This is a genomic window from Campylobacter sp. US33a (assembly GCF_004378855.1).
Classification (GTDB): Bacteria; Campylobacterota; Campylobacteria; order Campylobacterales; family Campylobacteraceae; genus Campylobacter_D.
Map to the genome: position 1 here is coordinate 48,087 of NZ_RYYL01000002.1, position 21,161 is coordinate 69,247.

21 protein-coding genes are annotated in these 21,161 nt (G+C 33.1%); 15 read left to right on the plus strand and 6 right to left on the minus strand.

All coding sequences use genetic code 11. The annotated features are described in order from the left end of the window. Window positions 1-438 precede the first annotated feature (438 nt). Entirely contained in the window at window positions 439-1,980 is a 1,542-nt protein-coding gene (locus tag ELQ16_RS01405) for a multicopper oxidase family protein (RefSeq protein WP_134237792.1), read from the minus strand. Window positions 1,981-2,125: 145 nt separating this feature from the next. Here ELQ16_RS01405 and nspC point away from each other — a divergent pair, with 145 nt between their 5' ends. The 6 genes from nspC to ELQ16_RS01440 all read left to right on the plus strand — a co-directional run bounded on the left by nspC (window position 2,126) and on the right by ELQ16_RS01440 (window position 8,766). Next, a complete protein-coding gene (gene nspC / locus ELQ16_RS01410) occupies window positions 2,126-3,283 on the plus strand; it encodes a carboxynorspermidine decarboxylase (RefSeq protein ID WP_134237793.1) in 1,158 nt (385 codons plus the stop codon). 237 nt (window positions 3,284-3,520) lie between these two features. After that, window positions 3,521-4,222, plus strand: coding sequence for a molecular chaperone (locus ELQ16_RS01415; protein WP_134237794.1), 702 nt, complete (start codon window positions 3,521-3,523; stop codon window positions 4,220-4,222). Beyond that, window positions 4,197-4,388, plus strand: coding sequence for a twin-arginine translocation signal domain-containing protein (locus ELQ16_RS01420; protein WP_134237795.1), 192 nt, complete (start codon window positions 4,197-4,199; stop codon window positions 4,386-4,388). The genes ELQ16_RS01415 and ELQ16_RS01420 overlap by 26 nt, the downstream gene beginning before the upstream one ends. Then, window positions 4,388-7,192 (plus strand): formate dehydrogenase subunit alpha, encoded by a 2,805-nt coding sequence (locus tag ELQ16_RS01430; protein WP_243832562.1) that lies wholly within the window; start codon window positions 4,388-4,390, stop codon window positions 7,190-7,192. The genes ELQ16_RS01420 and ELQ16_RS01430 overlap by 1 nt, the downstream gene beginning before the upstream one ends. A 3-nt stretch (window positions 7,193-7,195) precedes the next feature. Beyond that, window positions 7,196-7,837, plus strand: coding sequence for a formate dehydrogenase FDH3 subunit beta (gene fdh3B / locus ELQ16_RS01435; RefSeq protein ID WP_087724969.1), 642 nt, complete (start codon window positions 7,196-7,198; stop codon window positions 7,835-7,837). Then, the gene (locus tag ELQ16_RS01440; RefSeq protein WP_134237797.1) at window positions 7,834-8,766 is read left to right on the plus strand and encodes a formate dehydrogenase subunit gamma; all 933 of its coding nucleotides are present in this window, start codon (window positions 7,834-7,836) and stop codon (window positions 8,764-8,766) included. Before fdh3B ends, ELQ16_RS01440 begins: the two co-directional genes overlap by 4 nt. Here the strand turns inward: ELQ16_RS01440 and ELQ16_RS10130 are convergent. Genes ELQ16_RS10130 through ilvE form a run of 4 tightly spaced genes read right to left on the minus strand, consistent with a single transcriptional unit; the run spans window position 8,763 to window position 11,802 of the window. Then, the gene (locus ELQ16_RS10130) at window positions 8,763-9,275 is read right to left on the minus strand and encodes a DUF2393 family protein (protein WP_134237798.1); all 513 of its coding nucleotides are present in this window, start codon (window positions 9,273-9,275) and stop codon (window positions 8,763-8,765) included. The genes ELQ16_RS01440 and ELQ16_RS10130 overlap by 4 nt on opposite strands. Further along, window positions 9,276-9,806 carry a DUF2393 family protein gene (locus ELQ16_RS10135; protein WP_134237799.1) on the minus strand — a complete coding sequence of 177 codons (531 nt, stop codon included), beginning with the start codon at window positions 9,804-9,806 and terminating at the stop codon, window positions 9,276-9,278. 16 nt (window positions 9,807-9,822) lie between these two features. Then, the gene (locus ELQ16_RS01455) at window positions 9,823-10,875 is read right to left on the minus strand and encodes a prohibitin family protein (RefSeq protein ID WP_134237800.1); all 1,053 of its coding nucleotides are present in this window, start codon (window positions 10,873-10,875) and stop codon (window positions 9,823-9,825) included. Window positions 10,876-10,887: 12 nt separating this feature from the next. Continuing rightward, a complete protein-coding gene (gene ilvE, locus ELQ16_RS01460; protein ID WP_134237801.1) occupies window positions 10,888-11,802 on the minus strand; it encodes a branched-chain-amino-acid transaminase in 915 nt (304 codons plus the stop codon). A 182-nt stretch (window positions 11,803-11,984) separates the two neighbouring features. Here ilvE and ELQ16_RS01465 point away from each other — a divergent pair, with 182 nt between their 5' ends. The 8 genes from ELQ16_RS01465 (at window position 11,985) to mreC (ending at window position 18,066) form a co-directional block, all read left to right on the plus strand. Beyond that, window positions 11,985-12,191: a 4-oxalocrotonate tautomerase family protein gene (locus ELQ16_RS01465; RefSeq protein WP_134237802.1), complete on the plus strand. Its 207-nt coding sequence runs from the start codon at window positions 11,985-11,987 to the stop codon at window positions 12,189-12,191. Then, window positions 12,188-12,646, plus strand: a complete 459-nt coding sequence (gene bcp / locus ELQ16_RS01470) for a thioredoxin-dependent thiol peroxidase (protein ID WP_134237803.1) — start codon at window positions 12,188-12,190, stop codon at window positions 12,644-12,646. The genes ELQ16_RS01465 and bcp overlap by 4 nt, the downstream gene beginning before the upstream one ends. Continuing rightward, window positions 12,646-13,740 carry an epoxyqueuosine reductase QueH gene (locus ELQ16_RS01475; RefSeq protein ID WP_134237804.1) on the plus strand — a complete coding sequence of 365 codons (1,095 nt, stop codon included), beginning with the start codon at window positions 12,646-12,648 and terminating at the stop codon, window positions 13,738-13,740. Before bcp ends, ELQ16_RS01475 begins: the two co-directional genes overlap by 1 nt. 87 nt (window positions 13,741-13,827) lie before the next feature. Beyond that, complete coding sequence (gene fabZ / locus ELQ16_RS01480; protein WP_134237805.1) at window positions 13,828-14,268, plus strand: 3-hydroxyacyl-ACP dehydratase FabZ; 441 nt, start codon at window positions 13,828-13,830, stop codon at window positions 14,266-14,268. Continuing rightward, a complete protein-coding gene (lpxA, locus tag ELQ16_RS01485; RefSeq protein ID WP_134237806.1) occupies window positions 14,268-15,059 on the plus strand; it encodes an acyl-ACP--UDP-N-acetylglucosamine O-acyltransferase in 792 nt (263 codons plus the stop codon). The genes fabZ and lpxA overlap by 1 nt, the downstream gene beginning before the upstream one ends. Next, window positions 15,052-16,290 carry an ATP-dependent Clp protease ATP-binding subunit ClpX gene (clpX, locus tag ELQ16_RS01490; protein WP_134237807.1) on the plus strand — a complete coding sequence of 413 codons (1,239 nt, stop codon included), beginning with the start codon at window positions 15,052-15,054 and terminating at the stop codon, window positions 16,288-16,290. Before lpxA ends, clpX begins: the two co-directional genes overlap by 8 nt. Next, on the plus strand, window positions 16,287-17,327 hold the full coding sequence (locus ELQ16_RS01495; RefSeq protein WP_134237808.1) for a rod shape-determining protein: 1,041 nt from the start codon (window positions 16,287-16,289) through the stop codon (window positions 17,325-17,327). The genes clpX and ELQ16_RS01495 overlap by 4 nt, the downstream gene beginning before the upstream one ends. Continuing rightward, window positions 17,317-18,066 (plus strand): rod shape-determining protein MreC, encoded by a 750-nt coding sequence (gene mreC / locus ELQ16_RS01500; protein WP_134237809.1) that lies wholly within the window; start codon window positions 17,317-17,319, stop codon window positions 18,064-18,066. Before ELQ16_RS01495 ends, mreC begins: the two co-directional genes overlap by 11 nt. A 7-nt stretch (window positions 18,067-18,073) precedes the next feature. Here mreC and ELQ16_RS01505 read toward each other — a convergent pair whose 3' ends face one another. Beyond that, a complete protein-coding gene (locus tag ELQ16_RS01505) occupies window positions 18,074-19,009 on the minus strand; it encodes a hypothetical protein (protein ID WP_134237810.1) in 936 nt (311 codons plus the stop codon). Between the two features lie 244 nt (window positions 19,010-19,253). Between ELQ16_RS01505 and ELQ16_RS01510 the strand changes: the two genes are divergently transcribed. Further along, complete coding sequence (locus tag ELQ16_RS01510) at window positions 19,254-21,161, plus strand: propionyl-CoA synthetase (protein ID WP_134237811.1); 1,908 nt, start codon at window positions 19,254-19,256, stop codon at window positions 21,159-21,161.

The window sequence follows — 21,161 nt, forward strand, 5'->3', positions numbered from 1 at the left end:
TAAAACTACATCTTGCCCTTTAACTTCAAAATAATCTTGCAGATTTTTTCCACCTAGTTCTATTTCAATTGGCGTTGTCGGAGCTTCAGCTAAGGCATTTTTGAATTCAAATTTATTGCCATTGCATTACTACAAAGCACAGCACCTAAGCTAAAACCTACTAAAACTTTACTTGCCGAAAATGAAATTTTCGTCATAATTTCTCCTTAAATTTTTGTTTAAAAAAGGAAAAATTATAATCCCCCCCCCCCCTTTTTTTTTAAATTAAACTTAAATTTATATGAAAACTTTAAAGAGTAAATAAAAATTTTAAAGCATTGTTTTTGGTTTTTATTATGCTTTACTTAGAGCAATAATAAAAGTGTACGAGTGAGAGATTCTTCGCCTAAAGGCTCAGAATGACGAAGAATACTCACAATGACAGTACAAAACAGTCAATTATTTTTCAACAACTTCTAAACTTGCCATCATTCCTAAATCTTCGTGTTCTAAAATATGACAATGATACATTCTAAGCCCTACAAAATCTTGTTTCATTCTTAGTCTTAATTCTTCATTTGGGCGCACATTAATTGTGTCTCTTAAGGCTCTAAATTCTGCTTTTTTAAGCTCGCCTTTAAATTTAGATGAGATGAGTTCAAATTGTGTTCCATGTATGTGGAAAGGATGATCCATGTGGGATTTATTGATGATGATCCAATCTTCTGCTTCACCAAGTTTTGATCTTTCATCCACTCTTTTCATATCAAAAACCTTGCCATTAAGTAAAAACATAGAAGCTAATGCGCTTTTCATTTCACTTTCGCTTTTTTTCATAATGCCGTGCATTTTATGATGATCTTCGCTCATAATAATTTCTTTGAAATTTTTTGGCTCTTCTAAAGGTGGAAGTTGTCTTAAAATTTGCGGGATATTTTTAGCGCTATTTTTAATACTAACATCAGCTAAATGTAGAGTATATGGGCTTTCTTTTACCATCATTTTATCTCTATCATAATATGTACTTTCAAGTTTTACTTCGCCTTTTTTATCACTTATGATTAAAACTTCCACGCGACTTGCAGGGCTTAAGAAAAGTTCTTGCATTTCAACAGGTTTTTCTATAAGTCCGCCATCTGTGCCTACAAGTACAAATTTAGCCCCGCTAAGACGCAAATTTAAATACCTAGCTGCACAGAAGTTATAAATGCGAATTCTTTGATTATCAACTTCGATTTTAGGCTTTAGTTGCCCGTTGATTAAGACAATTTCTCCTTCTCTGCCGTTTAACCAGTCGACTAAGGTATTGCTTGGAATTTGTGCGTTTTCATCAAGTCTTAAATCACTAATTACCCAATCTTGTTCTTTTAAATGTGACAATGCATCTTTTTTAGCTTTGACTACAAACACTCCCGCAAGTCCTTTAAAAACTTGTTTTGAGGTTGTATAGTGAGGATGTGGATGATACCAATAAGTTCCTGCACTTCCCATTGGTAAGGTAAAGCGATAAATTCTTTCTCTTCCAGCAAGTATTGGATCGTGTGGATTGCCATCTTGTTCAGGTGGTACAGGCATACCATGCCAATGGATAGTAGTGGCTTCATTTAGTTTATTTTTAACTAGAATTTCTATAGTATCGCCTTCATATGCCTCGATTTTTGGGCCAGGGATGAGTTTATTATAAGTGTAGCATTTGGTTTTTTTGCCCTTGGCAATTTCTATCTCACTCTCTGCTATTTCTATAGTGGCGCGAAAGAAATTTTTTTCTTTGCTTTCATTTTTAAGAAGTGTTAAAGGAGCTAATTTTTTCCCGCTTGCAATTTCGTTAATATTTAAAAGTTTTAAATCTTTAGGTGCAAAGTCAATAAAAGAAGTATTCATATTATTATGGTTTGAGTGATCCATTGTGCCGTGATTCATTTTAGAATGATCCATAGCATAAGCAAAACTTACACTTGCTAAACCTAAGGTATTAAATTTAAGAAAGGTTCTTCTATCCATTATTTTTCCTTTTTTAGTTAGATTTAAAATTACGGCTGAAATTATATAAGTTAATTTTTACAAATTGGTAAATATTATCAATTATCAATTTATTTAAATGTTAAGAAATTTGGTATCATTTTGCAATAAATTTAAAAGGATGATGATGTTAGATTATTTAGATGGGTTAAAAACTACTCCAGCTTATATTTTAGAAGAAGATAAACTTAGAAAAAATTGTGAGCTTTTAGCAAGTGTGGGAGAAAAAAGTAGTACAAAAGTGCTTTTGGCTTTAAAGGGTTTTGCCTTTTCAAGGGCGATGAAAATCGTGGGAGAATATTTACAAGGTTGTACTTGTAGTGGGCTTTGGGAAGCAAAATTTGCTAAAGAATTTATGGATAAGGAAATTCATACTTATTCTCCTGCTTTTAAAGATGATGAAATGGATGAAATAATAAATTTATCACATCATTTAGTGTTTAATTCTTTAAATCAATTTGAAAAATTTAAAGAAAAAGCAAAAGAAAAATCTTTAGGAATTCGTTGCAATGTAGAGTTTTCTTTGGCACCAAAAGAGCTTTATAATCCTTGTGGAAGATATTCAAGACTTGGAATTCGTGCTAAAGATTTAGAAGATACAAATTTAGAAGGGCTTAGCGGTCTTCATTTTCACGCACTTTGTGAAGAGAGTGCAGATGCTTTAGAGGCAGTTTTAAGAGCATTTGAAAATAGATTTAGTCCATGGATAAGAAAGGTAAAATGGGTAAATTTTGGTGGTGGTCATCATATTACTAAAAAAGGCTATGATGTGCAAAAACTCATTGATATTTGTAAAAAATTTAGTGATAAATATGGTGTGCAAGTTTATCTTGAACCAGGCGAAGCGGTAGGTTGGCAGAGTGGGAATTTAGTCGCTAGTGTGATTGATATAGTAGAAAATGAAAAGCAAATTGTCATTTTAGATACTTCAAGCGAAGCACATATGCCAGATACTATCATCATGCCTTATACAAGTGAAGTAAAAAATGCTAGAATTTTAGCCACGAGAGAAAATGAAAAAATTTCAGATTTAAAAAAAGGCGAATTTGCTTATTGGCTTACTGGAAATACCTGCTTAGCTGGTGATGTGATGGGCGAGTATGCTTTTGATAAAAAATTAAATATAGGTGATAAAGTGGTATTTTTGGATCAAATTCACTATACCATAGTAAAAAATACGACTTTTAATGGAGTGAGATTGCCAAATTTAATGTTCTTAAATTCAAAAAATGAGTTAGAAATGGTGCGCGAATTTTCTTATGAGAATTATTCTAAAAGAAATTAATTATGTATATTTAGCATAATTAATTAAAAAGATACAAGATTTAAAAAATAGCATTTGTATTTTTTAAATCTTTCAAACTCCTAAATTATCAATTTTGATAGTTAAATTCAGTGATTTTTAATTTAAATAGTATTACCATTAAAAGCGATAAAAAATCAAACAAAAAGTAAATATTACGCACTTTTGGCATAATATAATTTTTGTTGTGGTTTTATCAATTTTTTTAAAGTGAAAGTTATGGATATTTCAAAACTAAAAATTGCTAGAAGTCTTTATTATAAGTGTTTAGGGGAACTTTTTACCTTCTCGCTTTCTGGGCAAAGATTAACGCATTTAAATGAGTATTTAAGTGCTATGAAACAGGGGCTTTTTGATGAAAGTTTGGCGTCTTGTTTTGATTTTTTGCTTGAGAATTTAGAAAAAACGCAAAGTCCTAAAGATTTTTATGAAGAATACGACAAGCTTTTTTTGACTTTAAAGAATGCTATCCCTATAACTTTTTCTTATATAGAAGAAGGTTTTGAAAATTCAAAAGCTTTATTAAATGTGAAGCAAATTTTAGCAAAAAGTTCTTTGCGTCGTAATGAGAAGAATTTTAAAGAAAGTGAAGACAGTGTAGGTTTTTGCTTTTTATTAATGAGTGAATTTATAAAGGAAGAAAACAATGATTTAGCTAAAGAGCTTTTTGCAAAGCTTATCAATAAAAACATTGATGAATTTTTAAAACTGATTTTTGAGAATCAAAATGCAAATCTTTACAAACAAGTTGCTTTGATCGCAATGGCATTTATGGAGTTTGAAAGATTTTGTTTTGAACTTGAAAAACCTATGACAATATCTTCTAAAAAAGTTCAAAATGATTTATCACGTTCTGAGTTTTTAAGAAGAGAATCAAACAAACAAAGGAGGGCTCGTGAAAAATCGCAGGGAATTTCTTAAAAAATCTGCTATTGCCTTAGGAGCTACAGGAGTGCTTGGTGGTGCAAGTGTAGTTTTAGCGCAAGATGAAGAAAGAAAAGATCTTGTTAGAGGTAAAAGCAAGAAAAAAGAAGTGCTTTATCAAAGAAGTGCTAATTGGGAAAAATATTATATAAAGGCTGAGTGATGTCAAGTATAAATGAAAATATTAAGCTCAATCGTCGCTCTTTTCTTAAAATGGCAGCGCTTTCAAGTTTAGCTACACCGCTACTTGCAAGAAGCGAAAATTTGAGAGAAGCAAATGCAGATGAATTAAAAGAAGCTTATGAAGGAAGTAAAAAGGTTAAAAGTGTTTGCACCGCGTGTTCTGTGGGCTGTGGAATTATCGCAGAAGTGCAAAATGGTGTTTGGGTGCGTCAAGAAATTGCACAAGATCATCCTGTAAGTTTTGGCGGACATTGCTGTAAGGGCTCTGATATGATTGATATGGTGCGTTCACATGTGCGTTTAAAATATCCTATGAAAAAAGAAAATGGAGAATGGAAACGCATCAGCTATGAACAAGCCTTAAATGAAATTGGAGAAAAGCTAGCTACCTATCGCAAGGAAAATCCTGAAAGTGTTATGTTTTTAGGATCTGCAAAGCTTAATAACGAGCAAGCTTATTATATAAGAAAATTCGCAGCTTTTTTTGGCACAAACAATGTAGATCATCAAGCAAGAATTTGACACAGCGCAACAGTCGCCGGTGTGGCGAATACATTTGGTTATGGCGCTATGACAAACCATCTTGGAGATATTCAAAGAAGTAAATGCATTATTATCATTGGTGCAAATCCTGCGGTAAATCACCCTGTAGGCTTTAGACATTTCTTAAAAGCAAAAGAAAAAGGGGCTAAGCTTATCGTTGTAGATCCTAGATTTACTAAAAGTGCAGCCAAAGCGGATATTTATGCAAGAATTCGTCCAGGGACAGATATAGCTTTTATGTATGGAATGCTAAAAATCATTTTCGATGAGGGCTTAGAAGATACAAAATACCTTGATGAAAGGGTTTTTGGTATAGATAAAATTCGTGAAGAAGCGGCAAAATGGACTCTTGATGAGGTAGAAAATGTTACTGGAGTTTCTAAAGAACTTCTCATTCAAATCACTCATGAGGTAGCTAAAAATAAACCAGCAACATTAGTTTGGGCTATGGGCTTAACACAGCACACCGTAGGAACTTCAAATACGCGTTTAGCACCTATTGTACAAATGGTTTTAGGAAATATAGGTAAATTTGGTGGCGGAGTAAATATTTTACGCGGACACGATAATGTGCAAGGCGCCTCAGACATGGCGTGTTTGAGCGAGAATTTGCCAGGTTATTATGCTTTAAATGAAGCGACTTGGAGATATTATGCCAAAATTTGGGGCGTGGATTATGAGTGGCTTTTGGGGAATTTTGTTAGTAAAGATTGGATGCATAAAACTGGACTTTCACTTGCTAGATGGTGGGCTGCAGCACTTAATGGTAAAGATGGAAATGATAAGGTTGATAATGCAGGAACACCTTTAAAAGCTTTAATGGTAATGGGAAATGGTATCACTTCAACTGCGCAACAAGTAAAGGTTAAAGAAGGTTTGGAAGCTTTAGAACTTTTGGTTTTGGTTGATCCTTTTGTCAATGAAGCAGGGATCATTTCTGAAAGAAAAGATGGAATTTATCTTTTACCTGCTGCAACGCAATTTGAAACAAGCGGAAGTGTAACAGCGACAAATCGTAGCGGACAATGGAGATTTAAAATTATAGATCCGCTTTATGAGAGCAAAGAAGATCAAGAAATTTTATTTGAACTTGCTAAAAGATTAGGTTTTTATGAAGATTATACCAAGACTTTGCGCGATGAAAAAGGTGAGATCGTTTGGCCTGAAAATGCAACAAGAGAAATCGCAAGAGCGGTTAGAAGTATAGGACTTAATGGTTGGAGTCCTGAAAGACTTAAAAAGCACACTTTAAATTGGGATAAATTTGACGAAGTAACTTTAGAGGGCAAAGATGAGGTTGCAGGGGAGTATTATGGGCTTCCTTGGCCTTGCTGGAGTGATAAGCACCCAGGAACTCCTGTGCTTTATAATACTGATATCGAGGTAGCAAAAGGCGGTATGGGCTTTAGAAACAACTTTGGACTCGAGTATGAGGGTGAGAGCTTATTGGCAAAAAATGCACCGCTAAATTCGCCTATTAATACCGGTTATCCGCAAATCACAAAGGATAATATAGAAAAAATTCTAGGTATCACTTTAAGTGCAGAAGAAAAAGAAAAAATGGGTGCAACTTGGTCTTATGATGATAGTAATATCATAGCAACTAAATGTATAGAAAAAGGCGTAGTGCCTTATGGAAATGCTAAGGCTAGAGCTGTAGTTTGGACTTTTAAAGATCAAATTCCACTTCACAGAGAGCCACTGCATTCTCCAAGAGCAGATTTAGTGCAAAAATACCCTAGTTTTGAAGATCAAAAAGCACTTTATCGCGTGGATACTAAATTTATTTCTGTGCAACAAGCTAAGGATTATTCTAAAGAATTCCCGCTTAATCTAGTCACCGCAAGACTTGTGAATTTAAATGGTGCAGGTATGGAAAATAGAGCTTCTATGTATTTAACGCGTTTAACGCCTGAAATGTTTTGTGAGATTAATCCCGAGCTTGCACTTGAGCAAGATATCAAAAAGGGCGATATGATTTGGGTGCATTCTCCAGAAGGCACTAAAATTCGTGTGCGTGTGAAAATCAATCCTAGCGTGGCAAAAGATATGATTTTCTTACCTTTCCATTTTACCGGCGTGATGCAAGGGGTGGATTTAACGCATAATTTCCCACAAGGAACTAAGCCTTACGCAAGTGGTGAAAGTGCCAATACCGTGACAAATTATGGCTATGATATTATGTGTCAAATTCCAGAAACCAAAGGCGGATTGTGCCGTATTTCAAAAGATGGAGTGTAAAAGATGAGTAAAGTCAATTTTGCAAATTTGGAAAAAGAACGCTTGAAATTCTTTTGCGATAATGAGCGTTGTATTGATTGTAATGGTTGTGCGGTGGCTTGTGATGAAGCACATGAGCTTCCTATTAATATCCGCAGGCGCCGCGTTATTACTTTAAATGAAGGTGTGCAAGGCAAAGAAGTTTCAACTTCAATTTCTTGTATGCACTGTGATGATGCGCCTTGTGCTATCGTGTGTCCTGTGGATTGTTTTTATATCCGTGCAGATGGTATTGTTTTGCATGATAAAGAAATTTGCATAGGTTGCGGATACTGTCTTTATGCTTGCCCTTTTGGCGCACCGCAATTTCCAAAAGACAGTGTATTTGGCAACAAAGGCATTATGGATAAATGCACCATGTGTGCAGGTGGGCCTGAAAGTACAAATTCTGAAAAAGAAAGAGAGCTTTATGGGCAAAATCGTATTGCTGAAGGAAAAGTACCTGTGTGCGCGGCAATGTGTTCAACTAAAGCACTTTTGGTAGGAGAAAGTTCTAAAATTGAAGAGATTTATCATAATAGACTACAAAGTAGGGGTTATGGCATAGCCAATCCTTCGCAAAGTATAGAGTGGAAAATCGCTTATATAGGAAAGGAACGCTTATGAAAAAAATATTTTTAGTACTTTTAGCAAGTTTTGCGAGTTTGTTTGCCTATGGCGATGAAAGAATGGGGCAAGATACGCAAATTTGGGCTCAGCAACGCATAGAAAATATAGCAACCTATGATACCTTTGGTAAGCTTTGGACAAGTTTGCAAGGAGAATATATCGCAAGCGTTGCTTTGATCTCTATCATAGTGGTTTTATCGGCTTTTGCTCTACATTTTATGGTTATAGGTCCTAAGAAATTTTCTCACGATGGAAATAAAATTTATGCTTTTAATTTATTTGAAAGAATTTTTCATTTTATCGCAGCACTTTCTTGGATCATCTTGGTGCCAACGGGTTTGATTATGATTTTTGGTTCGTATTTTGGTGGAGGTGTTTTTGTAAGGGTTTGTAAAAATTTACATGCTTTTGCGACGATTTTATTTATCATTTCTATTATCCCTATGTTTTTGTGTTGGATAAAAAGAATGTTGCCGGCTAAATATGATATCAAATGGCTTATGATAGTTGGGGGCTATTTAAGCAAAGTAAAACGCCCAGTGCCTGCGGGTAAATTTAATTTTGGTCAAAAATCTTGGTATTATATCGCTGTATTTGGTGGCTTTTTGATGATAATTACGGGTGGATTTATGTATTTTGTTGATTTTGATTCCACTGTGGTTCAAAGCGTTTTTGGATTGAGTCAAATTGATCTTTTAAGACTTAGTGCTATTATTCACAATTTCTTAGGAATACTTTGTGTGGTGTTTTTTTGCGTTCATATTTATATGGCTGTTTTTGCCATTAAAGGAAGTATCCATTCTATGGTTAGTGGCTATAAGGAAGAAGAAGAAGTTTATATCTTGCATAGCAAATGGTATGAAGAATTAAGTAAAAATAAACAAATCAATCCAAGCTTTAGTTATGATGAAAATTCTAAAAATTAACGACACGATAGGGTGTGATAAAATTCAAAATTAATAAATTCAGGTGGCATAGGCACTGATTTTACAAAATCTTGGTAGGTATTTCCTGCCAAGAAAGAAGTTAGCTCAATATCATAACTTACACTGCGATTTTCACCTTTTGTATTTTTAAAATTTTGAGTGTTAAACATTTCTCCGTTTGCATCACCTCTTTTGTCCACTATGGTAAATTTTAAAACACAATTTTTAACGGGATATTTGGAAAAATTATTGAGTCTTCCGCTGATAATTATACTTTCGCTTCTTAAATTTCTTTTGTAATTTATATTTGTAATACTTGTTTTTTTGGTGTATTGATTGATGGTTAAAAAAAGCGAATAGCTTAAAATTCCTATAAAAATCACATTAATACCATAAAAGATGGCTGCTATTTGTTTGTTTTTAATTTTGAGAAAAATCAATATACAAATGAGTATAAAACAAAGCAATAAAATAATTGAGATGATGAAATGAAAACCTGTAAAATACATTTAAAAACACTTTGAAACTAATTTGATGTCTATATTATCATTATTTTGAAAATTTTCAAAACTGATTCTTTGAATTTGTGTTTTTCCTTTTTCTAAATCATTTAAAATTAAACTTTTTATTTTAATAGGAATAAATTGAAGTTTATAACGCGTTAAAATATTATCATTAGGATTGCTTTTTTGATAAATTTTTGCCGTAATTTTACAAAATTTGAAATTATATTTTGAGTGATTGCTAATGTCAAAATCGATTGCAAGCATAGCTGAGCTTTGCAAATTTTTAATAGATAAAATTTGAGTGCTTCTATCGCGAATTTTTTTATCTAAAAAATTGTAGCCAAAATATCCTAAAGCTCCTGATAAAATAAAGGCTAAAAAAAATATAAAAAAGGCCAAGAATGGTTTGTGTCTTGCAAACAAGCTAAGAATTAATATAAGTAAAAAGAATATAAGTACAAGGGTAAAAAAGAGATAATCAATTGTATATAAATGATTGATATAAAACATCAAAATTTCTCTGATATTTGTCATTTTTACCCTTTAGAAATTATTGTATAGAGCCTTGTTTTTTGATGTCTTTGGTATCCACCCAAATGTTTGGCACTGCTCCGCCTGGAGTTAAGAAAATTTTAGCATCTTGATTTACTTTTAAAGCCTCATTAAATTTACCTTGGACTTCAATTTGTTTTAAATTCAGTAAAGGAATGTTTAGGCTGTTTGCTATTTCTTTATTTGCATAAGATTGCGCTTGAGCTTCTATTTTAGTAGCATCTGCTTTAGCTTTTGAGTTAATAATAGTAGCATTAGCTTCACCCTCTGCTAAGATTGCTTTTCTTAAAGCTTCTTGTTGGGCACGAACTGCTTCTTGTTGGGCAATTTGTACGAGTTCAATTTGCTCTTTTACTCTAGCCGGTAAGATGATTTCTCTTAATTCTACAGACTGTAAAAATACAGGTTTATTGACAAGAGATGAAACATTTTTTGTAACTTCTTCACGGATTAAATCTGCTATGGCATTACGATTTGCTGGCAAAGTTTCTGCTGTATATTGACCTATAACACTTTGAACGACATTACGCACTGTTGGATCGATAATTTTATCTTCCCAGTTTAAATTCCAATTCGCTATAGTATTTGAAACTTGTTCTGGATTAAGATTATATTTAATGGTAATATTAACAAGAACAGTTAAACCTTTTTTATCAAGCACAGAAATGGAACTTTTGTTGATAATACCCGCCCCAGTTTGTATGCTACTTGTGCTATCTTGAGAAGTGTAAGTCATTTGCCTTTGTCTGGTATCTACAATGATGATTTTTTGAATGATTGGGACAAAAAAGTGAAGACCAGATTTTAAAGGTTTTGGATCATAACTACCTGTGGTTACCTTGATTCCCATTTCCCCTTCATTGATAATAGCAAAAGGTTTTGCAAGAACTAAAAATAAAACAATGATAATTATTCCATAAATTAAAGGCGAAAATTTCCCAAAACCTTTGAAATTAAATTCAGGCACTTTAAAATTGAAATTTTGACGATTGTTTTGGTTGTTTGAATTTCCATTTTTTTTATTAAAATAATCATTTAAATCAGCTGGCATTTATTTCCTTTTTTAGATATAAGTTAACATTGATGCGTATTTTGCATTGCGTCCATAAACCACATCAAAGAATGCATCTTGGAGTTTTTTTGTAATTTCTCCCCTTGCGCCATTGCCTATAATTCTTGTATCAATGTTGTTAATAGGCGTTATTTCAGCAGCAGTCCCAGTAAAAAATGCCTCATCTGCTGTGTAAGCTTCATCTCTTGAAATTCTTTGGCGAAGCACAGCAAGACCAAGATCGTGAGCGATTTTAAGCACAGTATCTTGAGTGATGCTTTTTAGGGAAAAATCGTTTGGCGGAGTGATTAAAACTCCATTTTTTATTATGAAGAAACACTCTCCTGTTCCTTCCGCAATGAAACCTTCTTCATCAAGCATTAAAGCTTCTTCATATCCTGCTTCAATTGCTTCAAATTTAGCGATTTGAGAATTTAGATAGTTTGCGCTTGCTTTGGCTTTTCCCATGCAAGATTTTACGCTATTTCTTGCAAAAGAGGAAATTTTTACCTTAATGCCTTTTTCTAAACCTTCTTCACCAAGATAAGCACCCCATTCCCAAGCAGCAATTCCTACTCTTACTGGAGCTTTTACATGATAAAGTCCCATAACACCATCACCTAAAAAAATCAAAGGACGAATATAAACATTGCCTTTAAAATTATTTGCTTTTAGGAGTTCAATTTGTGCATTTTCAAGTTCTTTTTGAGAAAAAGGACAGTTTAAAAGAGTGATTTTTGCAGACTCTAAAAGTCTTTTAGTGTGATCTTCGAGTCTAAAAATCGCTAAACCTTTATCTGTTTTATAAGCCCTAGTTCCTTCAAAAACAGCATTGCCATAATGCAAAGAATGGGTTAAAAAGTGCAAATTTGCATCTTTAAAATCAACTAATTTACCATCCATCCAAATTTTATCTGCTGAGATCATTTTTTTAACCTTGTAGTTTATATATGCTTAAAAAGCATTAATTTTATCAAAAGTAAATTAATGATAGGCTTTTTATGTTTTTAAATTTAAAAATTCAAAAGAATTAATTTTTGCAAAAATAAAAATAATTGTTTTTATTAAATTTCATTTGAAATAATTATAAAAATTAAAAAGGAGAAAAAATGCCAATAGTAAACATAAAATTAGCAAAACCGGCTTTAAGTAAGGAGCAAAAAGCCGAGTTAATAAGTGATATAACCGAGCTTTTAAGCACAAAATATGGCAAAGCAAAAGAAAGAGTTGTCGTAATGTTAGAAGATATTGAAGGCTATGATATAGGCTTTGGTGGGGAAAGTGTGGAAGCGATAAAAGCAAAGGCAAGCAAATGAATAGTTTGAAAATAGGCGAAAAAGCACCAAATTTTGAGCTTTTAAACCAAGATGGTGTAAAGATAGCCTTGAAAGACTTTTTAGGCAAAAAGGTGATTTTGTATTTTTATCCAAAGGACAATACCCTAGGTTGCACACAAGAAGCGTGTGATTTTAGTGCAAATTATGATAAATTCGGTGATAAAAATGCTGTGATTATCGGTATAAGTCCCGATAGTGTAAATTCACATGAAAAATTCATTACTAAATTTGATTTGAAGCATATTTTGCTAAGTGATAGCGAAAAGGAAGTTGCTAAAATGTATGGAGTTTGGGGACTTAAGAAAAATTATGGCAAAGAATATGAAGGCATTATCCGCTCTACTTTTATCATCGATGAAGCTGGAAAAATCAGCGAAATTTATAGCAATGTTCGCGTAAAAGATCATGCTTTAAAAGTGCTTGAAAGTCTTTAATGCTAGTGCATATTTGTTGCAGTGTGGATAGTCATTATTTCATAGAAGAGTTAAGAAAAGAATACCCTAAAGAAAAAATTGTAGGGTATTTTTACGATCCAAATATCCACCCTTTAAGCGAATATGAGCTTAGATTTTTAGATGTGAAAAGGTCGTGTGATAAGCTTGGAATTAAACTTTATAAGGGCAAATACGAGTATGAAAAATGGCTAAAAGCCGTAAAGGGCTATGAAGATGAGCCTGAAAAAGGTGCAAGATGTGAAATTTGCTTTGATTTAAGAATGGGCTCTAGTGTGGAATTCGCAGCAAAACTTGGAGAAAAAAAGCTTACAACCACGCTTTTAACAAGTCCTAAAAAAGATTTAGAGCAGTTAAAAAATGCTTTGCAAAAAGAATGCGAACCTTATGGAGTGGAATTTTTAGCTCCTGATTTTCGCAAAAATGGTGGCACGCAAAGGCAATTTGCTTTGGCAAAAAAAGAAATGCTTTATCATCAAAATTATTGCGGTTGCATTTATGGGCTTAAGAAGCAAAAGCAAGATAAAAGCTTTATTGATGAATTAATGTCACCTATGAATGGGCAAATAATGCCCGCAAGCATAGAAGCAAGGATTAAGCTTTATAAAAAAGTGAATTTGCTTGAAAAAAAGGGTGTTAAATTTGAAATTATAAGGCAAAAATTTTTAAATTACCGACTTTTAAGTGCTTTAATAAAGCTTGATAAAAAGGCTACAAAAAGCCATATTTTGTTTTATTCTCATTTTAAAAATCATTACACAAGATTTTCTTTAGATGAAAACAATCTAAACCAAAATTTAAAAAATGGAATTTATAAAAGCACAAAAGATGAGATGATTTTTATAGAATTTAGTCGTTTTAATACTTATTTTAAAAGCAAATGGCAAAGCTTTGAAGACTTTTTAAAACACCCTTTAAGCGTAGAAGCAGAGATTAAATTTCGCACGAAATTTTGCGGAGCTTATGATCTTTCGCCCATAATTGTGCTTGAGAAAATTCTACCCGTAAGATATGAAATTATAGCAAAAAGTGAAATTTATCACGATACAAAAGAAATCATTGAAAAATTGTCTTAAATTTTTAAATAAAATTGATTTTGTTAATATAATTTTTAATGATTTTTTTATATAATTAAATTTTTTAATTGTTTTTAAGGCTAATTAATGATAGATGTAATGCAAATTCAAAAAATTCTACCTCATCGCTACCCTTTTCTACTTGTCGATAAAATCACAGATTTAAAAGTTGGAGAAGTAGTTAGAGGATATAAAAATATTAGCATAAGCGATCAAGTTTTTATGGGACACTTCCCAGATCATCCAATTTATCCAGGAGTGCTTATCTTGGAAGGTATGGCGCAAACGGGTGGAGTTTTGGCTTTTGAAAGTATGGATGATAAAGTCGATCCAAAAAGTAAGGTGGTATATTTTACAGGTATAGATGGAGCTAAATTTAGAAGCCCTGTAAGAGTTGGCGATAGACTTGATTATGAAATGTGTGTAGTTAAAAATCGTGGAAATTTATGGATTTTTAAAGGTCAAGCTTTTGTGGATGGGAATTTAGTTGCAGAAGCAGAGCTTAAAGCAATGATAGTGGATAAATAATGAAGCAAATTCATCCAAGCGCAGTGATTGAAGATGGAGCTATAATAGGCGATGATGTAGTTATCGAAGCTTATGCTTATGTAGGCAAGAATGCAAGAATTGGCAATGAAGTTATTATTAAGCAAGGCGCTAGAGTATTACCAAATGTTAGCATAGGTGATAATTCTAAGATATTTTCCTATGCAATAGTAGGTGATATTCCTCAAGATATTTCTTATAAAAATGAGCAAAAAAGTGGGGTTGTTATAGGTAAAAATGCCACTATTAGAGAATTTGTGACTATAAATTCAGGTACAGCTAAAGGTGATGGTTTTACTAGAATTGGCGATAATGCCTTTATAATGGCGTATTGTCATATCGCGCATGATTGTCTTTTGGGGGATAATATCATCATGGCAAACAATGCTACCTTAGCAGGTCATGTGGAACTTGGTTCTTATTCTGTTGTAGGTGGACTTACTCCTATCCATCAATTTGTCAGAGTAGGTGAAGGTTGTATGATAGCAGGAGCAAGTGCTTTATCGCAAGATATAGTACCTTTTTGTTTGGCTGAAGGAAATCGTGCGAGTATTAGGAGTTTAAATTTGGTAGGAATTCGTCGCCGTTTTGATAAAAGTGAAGTTGATATTTTAAGTAAAGCCTTTAGATTTTTATTTAGACGAGGAAATATTAAAGATAATGCCTTGAATTTATTAGAAAATACTTCGAGTGAGAATGTAAAAAAAATGTGTCAATTTATTTTAGAAACAAAAAGAGGAATTCCTATTTATAAGGAAAGAAATAATGGTTAAAAGATGTAGTTTTTGCAATGAAATTGAAAGCGATGAGAGAAGAATTTTAACTAATGATTATGATAATGCTTTTATTTGCGAATATTGCGTGCAAGGTGCTTATAATTTAATTTATGGAGAAGAAGAGCCTAAGCAAAATGATGAATACACGCCAAAGGATTTTTCTAGCATCACTCCAAAGGAGCTCAAAGCGCATTTAGATAAGTATGTAATAGGGCAAGATAGAGCTAAAAAAATCTTTAGCGTAGGGGTTTATAATCACTATAAAAGACTTTTTAGAGCAGATTTAGAAGACGATGATACCGAACTTTTTAAGTCAAATATTTTACTTATTGGTCCTACAGGAAGCGGAAAAACATTACTTGCGCAAACTTTGGCTAAATTCTTAGATGTACCTATAGCCATTTGCGATGCGACTTCTTTAACAGAAGCAGGTTATGTAGGAGAAGATGTGGAAAATATCTTAACGCGTTTGTTGCAAGCTGCAGATGGAGATGTGCAAAGAGCACAAAAAGGTATAGTTTTTATTGATGAGATTGATAAAATTGCTAGAATGAGTGAAAATCGTTCCATCACTCGTGATGTAAGTGGTGAAGGTGTACAACAAGCCTTGCTTAAAATTATCGAAGGAAGCTTAGTTAATATACCACCAAAAGGTGGTAGAAAACACCCAAATCAAGATTTCATACAAATTGATACTTCGAATATTTTATTTGTATGTGGTGGCGCTTTTGATGGACTTGAAACTATACTAAAACGCAAACTTGGCGATAAGGTGGTTGGATTTTTTGATGATAAAAACAAAGAAAGTGACAAAGCTTTGCTAGAAAAAATTGAACCTGATGACTTAGTGCATTTTGGGCTTATTCCGGAGCTTATTGGTAGATTACATGTGATTGCATCTTTAAATGAGCTAAATGAAGATGACATGGTGCGAATTTTAACAGAACCTAAAAACGCGATTATTAAGCAATATCAAAAGCTTTTTGCCATTGATGGAGTGAGATTAAAATTTGAAGACGATGCTTTAAGAGAAATTGCAAGACTTTCTTTGGAGAGAAAAACTGGAGCAAGAGGGCTTAGAAGTATTATAGAAGAGATAATGGTGGATTTGATGTTTGAACTACCAGAATACAAAAATTATGATATTATCATCACAAAAGATGTAGTAAGTAAAGGCGCAAAGGCTTTATTGATTAAAACACAAACAAAACAAAAAGGTGCAGTATGATATTAGATCAGCTTATAGGTTTTTTTTCTAGTGATATGGGTATAGATTTAGGAACGGCTAATACTTTGGTATTGGTTAAAGACAAGGGCGTAGTAATTAACGAGCCTTCGGTTGTGGCTATTGAAAGAGAGAAATACGGTGGGAAAGTAAGAATTCTTGCCGTAGGTAAAGAAGCAAAAGATATGGTGGGCAAAACCCCAGGAAATATTGAAGCTATTCGTCCTATGAAAGATGGCGTTATTGCTGATTTTGATATGACTGAAAAAATGATCCGCTATTTTATAGAAAAAACACACCGCAGAAAAAGCTTTTTACGTCCTAGGATTATCATTTCAGTGCCGTATGGTTTAACTCAAGTGGAAAGAAAGGCTGTAAGAGAAAGTGCTTTAAGTGCAGGGGCTAGAGAGGTATTTTTGATTGAAGAACCTATGGCGGCAGCTATTGGAGCAAATTTACCTATACAAGAACCTAAAGGAAATTTAGTTGTAGATATTGGTGGTGGAACAACTGAAATTGGCGTGATTTCTTTGGGCGGACTTGTGATTTCAAAATCTATTCGTACAGCCGGCGATAAATTTGATATGAGTATAGTTAATTATGTCAAAGAAAAATACAATCTTGTTATAGGTGAGAGAACAGGTGAAGAAATTAAAATTACAATTGGTTCAGCTGTGCAACTTACCAAAGAATTATCTATGATAGTAAAAGGACGCGATCAAGTTAGCGGACTTTTGAGTCGTATAGAGCTTACAAGTGAAGATGTAAGAGAGGCTATGAGAGAGCATTTAAAAGAAATTGCCGATGCTTTAAAAACAGTACTTGAAATGATGCCGCCTGATTTAGCGAGTGATATAGTAGAAAATGGCGTGGTTTTAACAGGTGGTGGAGCTTTGATCCGTGGGCTTGATAAGTATTTATCTGAAATTGTCAAACTTCCTGTTTATATTGCAGATGAACCTTTGCTTGCAGTTGCAAAAGGCACAGGTAAAGCTTTGGAGGAAATTTCATTATTGCAGCAATTAACAAATGAAGAATAAAATTCGTAATGTTTTAATTTTATCTTTTTTAGTATTTATTTCTTTTTATTATGGGGGAGTGATTAAGAAAAATATTTTAAATACCAATGATGTTGTGATTACAAGCTTTTATGACTTCATTGAGTATTTAAAAAATAAATTTAATGAGCATTTCGATCAAGCCGATGAGATTCGAAATTTGCGAAGTGAAAATGAAGAGCTTAGAAAAACAAGTATTTTAGTATCTTCGCTTAGTAATGATTTAAATCAAATTCTAGAAGATAGAAATTCTAGTCAATATTTTCCTAAAGTGTCTTTAGTCAGAGCGATTTCGTATGTGCAAGTGGGTGATTATAAAAAGGTGTGGCTTAATTCTTTTATTAGAGAGCATGATAGAAATAGGGGACTGATTTATAAAGGCTACACAGCAGGTATTGCGATCAATAAAGAAGATCGACTAATGGGTCTATTACAAGGCGATGAGCAATGCGTTTTTTCTGTATATATAGGTAAAGATCGTCTGCCTGGTTTGGTACAAGGACAAAATGATAGGGCTATGGTTAAATTTATTCCCAAATGGGCAAAGGTTCAAGTCGGTGATGAGGTTGTAACTAGTGGCTTAGATGAGATATTTTTCCCTGGAGTTCCTGTGGGTAAAATTACAAAAATTATAGATGAAGATATGTATCAAGTTGCTTATATAGAACCTTATGCAAAAATCAATACCCCAGCTTATCTTTATATGGTTGAAAGTTTTTAAAATTTAATCATATTTTATTTTTAAGTTCCAAGCTTAAAACCTTTGTAAAAAGATTTCCATAAATAGTTTTTTCATCTATAATTTTACAACTTTGCAAAAGATCAAAATCTTCTTTTAAGCAATACAACAAAATTTCCATAATAATGCTTGCATCTTTAGGATCTATATGAGTAGGGCATTCTTTTGCATTAGTATAATGATGGTGTATTTTTCTTATAAGCATTGTGTTACGAATTTCTACAATCAACATTTCAAGCGGGGCTTTAAAAAACATAGAATTTTCTTTAATATTAATAGAAAGATAAAACATATCAAGCCCATAAATTTTCTTATCATAAGAATCAAAGAAATATAATGATTTATTCAAATTATCTTTAAAAGTATGTATCATAAGTTCTAAAATTTTGATTTTTTGTTCTTTGGTGTAGAAATTTCCTATAGGGGAAAAGCAAAATTCAAGTAAAGACTTAATCGAATACCACTCGCTAGCTCCAAAAGAATAAGCTCGCATTTTTTCTCCGCGTTTGGAGCGAAAAATTTTAGCTTCCTCATTGTCAATATCTTTATAGATAAAAGGCACAATAAAATCTCTATAAGCGGGATTTGGAAAGGCAGGATGAAGTATCAAAGAACCCTCATTTTCATTCTCAAAAATATATTTTAAACCACCGATATATCCTTCATCAATAATACGAATTTCATCATTTTTAATATTGTTTAAAAGTTGATAAAAATCAAAGTCTTTACTGTCCCAGATTTCGGTGGGATAGCGAAAAACTTCACAAATTTTTTCTTTTACCTTACCATCTAATTCTTTTTTTGTATTTTTTTCAAGCCAATTTGCTATTGTTCTGCGATCTTTTTCCAAAACTGTTGCAAATTTACTCATACTTAAGCCAGATTTTTTAAAAATTTCTGATAATTTATCAAGAGAGCTAAGCATTTTGAATTCTTTGGGCAGATATAATTACTTTATGTAACATTTTTATGATTTATTCCTTTTTTATTTTGTAGATTTTTGAAAAAATTTTAACAAATAATTAAACAAAAATATAAAAAATGCACAAAAAATATACATAAATTATCAAAGCAGTTTAAAATTTATACATTATGTAACAAAATAAAGCATTTAATTTTTTTTTCAAAAGCTTTATAATGCAAATTCAACATTACAAGAAAGGAAAATCATGGGCAGTGTTTATGAACAAACTTATCAAGAGTCCTTAGCTACTCCTGAAAAATTTTGGGCTGAAGCAGCAAAAAAAGTCCATTGGTACAATGAGTGGGATAAAGTACTTGATGATAGTGATGGGCATTATAGATGGTTTGTAGGTGGATGTATGAATACTTGTTATAATGCACTTGATTTGCACATTCACAATGGTAGAGGCGATCAGCTTGCTTTAATTTATGATTCACCAGTTACAGATACGAAGAAAAAATATACTTATAAACAACTTAGAGATCGTGTAGCAAAAGTAGCAGGAATTTTAGCAAATAAAGGCGTGGTTAAAGGAGATCGTGTTGTTATTTATATGCCTATGATACCTGAGGCTGTTATTGCTATGCTTGCTTGTGCAAGGCTTGGGGCAATTCACAGTGTGGTATTTGGAGGTTTTGCAGCGCATGAACTTGCTACAAGGATAGAAGATGCCAAACCGCGTGTTGTGATTAGTGCAAGCTGTGGTATTGAAGTGAGTAATATTATAGAGTATAAACCTATTTTAGACGAAGCAATTAAAAAAAGTTCTCATAAACCTACAACTTGCTTGATTTGGCAACGCCCACAATATAGAGCTAATATGCTTCCTTGGCGTGATGTAGATTGGGAAAGCGAAGAAGAAAAAACAAGAGGGGTTGATCCTGTTCCTGTTTTGGCAACAGATCCGCTTTATATACTTTATACCTCAGGAACTACAGGTTCTCCAAAAGGCGTGATTCGATCTAATGGCGGACATTCTGTTGCGATGAAATGGTCGATGGATAATATCTATAATGCAAAAGCTGGAGATGTATTTTTTACAGCTTCAGATGTAGGTTGGGTTGTAGGACACTCTTATATAGTTTATGGACCTTTGATGAATGGTTGCACCACTATTGTATATGAGGGAAAACCTGTCAGAACGCCTAATCCTTCAGCATTTTGGAGAATTATAGATGAGTATAAAGTTAATGTGCTTTTTTCAGCTCCAACAGCTTTTAGAGCGATTCGAAGAGAAGATCCAAAAGCAGAATGGCTTAAGAAATTTAATCTTGAAAGCTTAAAAGCGATTTTTGTAGCAGGGGAGCGATGTGATAGTGATACTTTAAAATGGATACAAAAAGTAACCAAAAAACCTGTTGTGGATAATTGGTGGCAAACTGAAACAGGTTGGGCAATCGCGGCAAATCCTATGGGTTTAGATCCTCAAGTAATTAAAGCAGGAAGTCCAACAAAACCTATGCCAGGTTTTAATCTTAAAGTTTTAGATGAAAATGGCAAGGAGCTTGGAGCTGGAAAAAAAGGTGCTTTATGTCTTAAACTTCCTTTACCTCCTGCTTGTTTGATGGGAATTTGGGAAAATGACGAAAGATATCGTAGAGGGTATTTAGATCAATTCCCAGGATATTATTTAACCGGAGATACTGGCTATATTGACAAAGAAGGTTATGTTTATGTTTTAGGCAGAATGGATGGCATTATCAATGTCGCAGGGCATAGACTATCAACAGGCGAAATGGAAGAGATTATCTCTAAGCATCCTGATGTTGCAGAGTGTGCGGTAATTGGCGTAAATGATGAATTAAAAGGCGAGCTTCCTATGGGCTTTATCGTGCTAAAAAATGGAATCGAAAGAGATCATAGAGGCATAGTAGAAGGCGTGGTTGCTTTGGTGCGTCAAGAAATTGGCGCAGTAGCTGCTTTTAAAATTGCTACTGTGGTTGATGCTTTGCCAAAAACAAGAAGTGGAAAAATTTTGCGTAAGAATTTAAGAGAAATTGCAGATGGCTTGCCTTTGCAAATTCCAGCCACTATAGAAGATGAAAAAGTTTTAAAAAATTGTGAAAAAGCAATTAATGCTTTAGGTTATCCAAAAAACAAAGGAGAGAAATAA

What these genes read in the sequence shown, in the direction of transcription:
- ELQ16_RS01405 (WP_134237792.1), bottom strand. Translation starts at nt 1,980, where the DNA reads ATGGATAGAAGAACCTTTCTTAAATTTAATACCTTAGGTTTAGCAAGT.
- nspC (WP_134237793.1), top strand. Translation starts at nt 2,126, where the DNA reads ATGTTAGATTATTTAGATGGGTTAAAAACTACTCCAGCTTATATTTTA.
- ELQ16_RS01415 (WP_134237794.1), top strand. Translation starts at nt 3,521, where the DNA reads ATGGATATTTCAAAACTAAAAATTGCTAGAAGTCTTTATTATAAGTGT.
- fdh3B (WP_087724969.1), top strand. Translation starts at nt 7,196, where the DNA reads ATGAGTAAAGTCAATTTTGCAAATTTGGAAAAAGAACGCTTGAAATTC.
- ELQ16_RS01440 (WP_134237797.1), top strand. Translation starts at nt 7,834, where the DNA reads ATGAAAAAAATATTTTTAGTACTTTTAGCAAGTTTTGCGAGTTTGTTT.
- ELQ16_RS10130 (WP_134237798.1), bottom strand. Translation starts at nt 9,275, where the DNA reads ATGTATTTTACAGGTTTTCATTTCATCATCTCAATTATTTTATTGCTT.
- ELQ16_RS10135 (WP_134237799.1), bottom strand. Translation starts at nt 9,806, where the DNA reads ATGACAAATATCAGAGAAATTTTGATGTTTTATATCAATCATTTATAT.
- ELQ16_RS01455 (WP_134237800.1), bottom strand. Translation starts at nt 10,875, where the DNA reads ATGCCAGCTGATTTAAATGATTATTTTAATAAAAAAAATGGAAATTCA.
- ilvE (WP_134237801.1), bottom strand. Translation starts at nt 11,802, where the DNA reads ATGATCTCAGCAGATAAAATTTGGATGGATGGTAAATTAGTTGATTTT.
- ELQ16_RS01465 (WP_134237802.1), top strand. Translation starts at nt 11,985, where the DNA reads ATGCCAATAGTAAACATAAAATTAGCAAAACCGGCTTTAAGTAAGGAG.
- bcp (WP_134237803.1), top strand. Translation starts at nt 12,188, where the DNA reads ATGAATAGTTTGAAAATAGGCGAAAAAGCACCAAATTTTGAGCTTTTA.
- ELQ16_RS01475 (WP_134237804.1), top strand. Translation starts at nt 12,646, where the DNA reads ATGCTAGTGCATATTTGTTGCAGTGTGGATAGTCATTATTTCATAGAA.
- fabZ (WP_134237805.1), top strand. Translation starts at nt 13,828, where the DNA reads ATGATAGATGTAATGCAAATTCAAAAAATTCTACCTCATCGCTACCCT.
- lpxA (WP_134237806.1), top strand. Translation starts at nt 14,268, where the DNA reads ATGAAGCAAATTCATCCAAGCGCAGTGATTGAAGATGGAGCTATAATA.
- clpX (WP_134237807.1), top strand. Translation starts at nt 15,052, where the DNA reads ATGGTTAAAAGATGTAGTTTTTGCAATGAAATTGAAAGCGATGAGAGA.
- ELQ16_RS01495 (WP_134237808.1), top strand. Translation starts at nt 16,287, where the DNA reads ATGATATTAGATCAGCTTATAGGTTTTTTTTCTAGTGATATGGGTATA.
- mreC (WP_134237809.1), top strand. Translation starts at nt 17,317, where the DNA reads ATGAAGAATAAAATTCGTAATGTTTTAATTTTATCTTTTTTAGTATTT.
- ELQ16_RS01505 (WP_134237810.1), bottom strand. Translation starts at nt 19,009, where the DNA reads ATGCTTAGCTCTCTTGATAAATTATCAGAAATTTTTAAAAAATCTGGC.
- ELQ16_RS01510 (WP_134237811.1), top strand. Translation starts at nt 19,254, where the DNA reads ATGGGCAGTGTTTATGAACAAACTTATCAAGAGTCCTTAGCTACTCCT.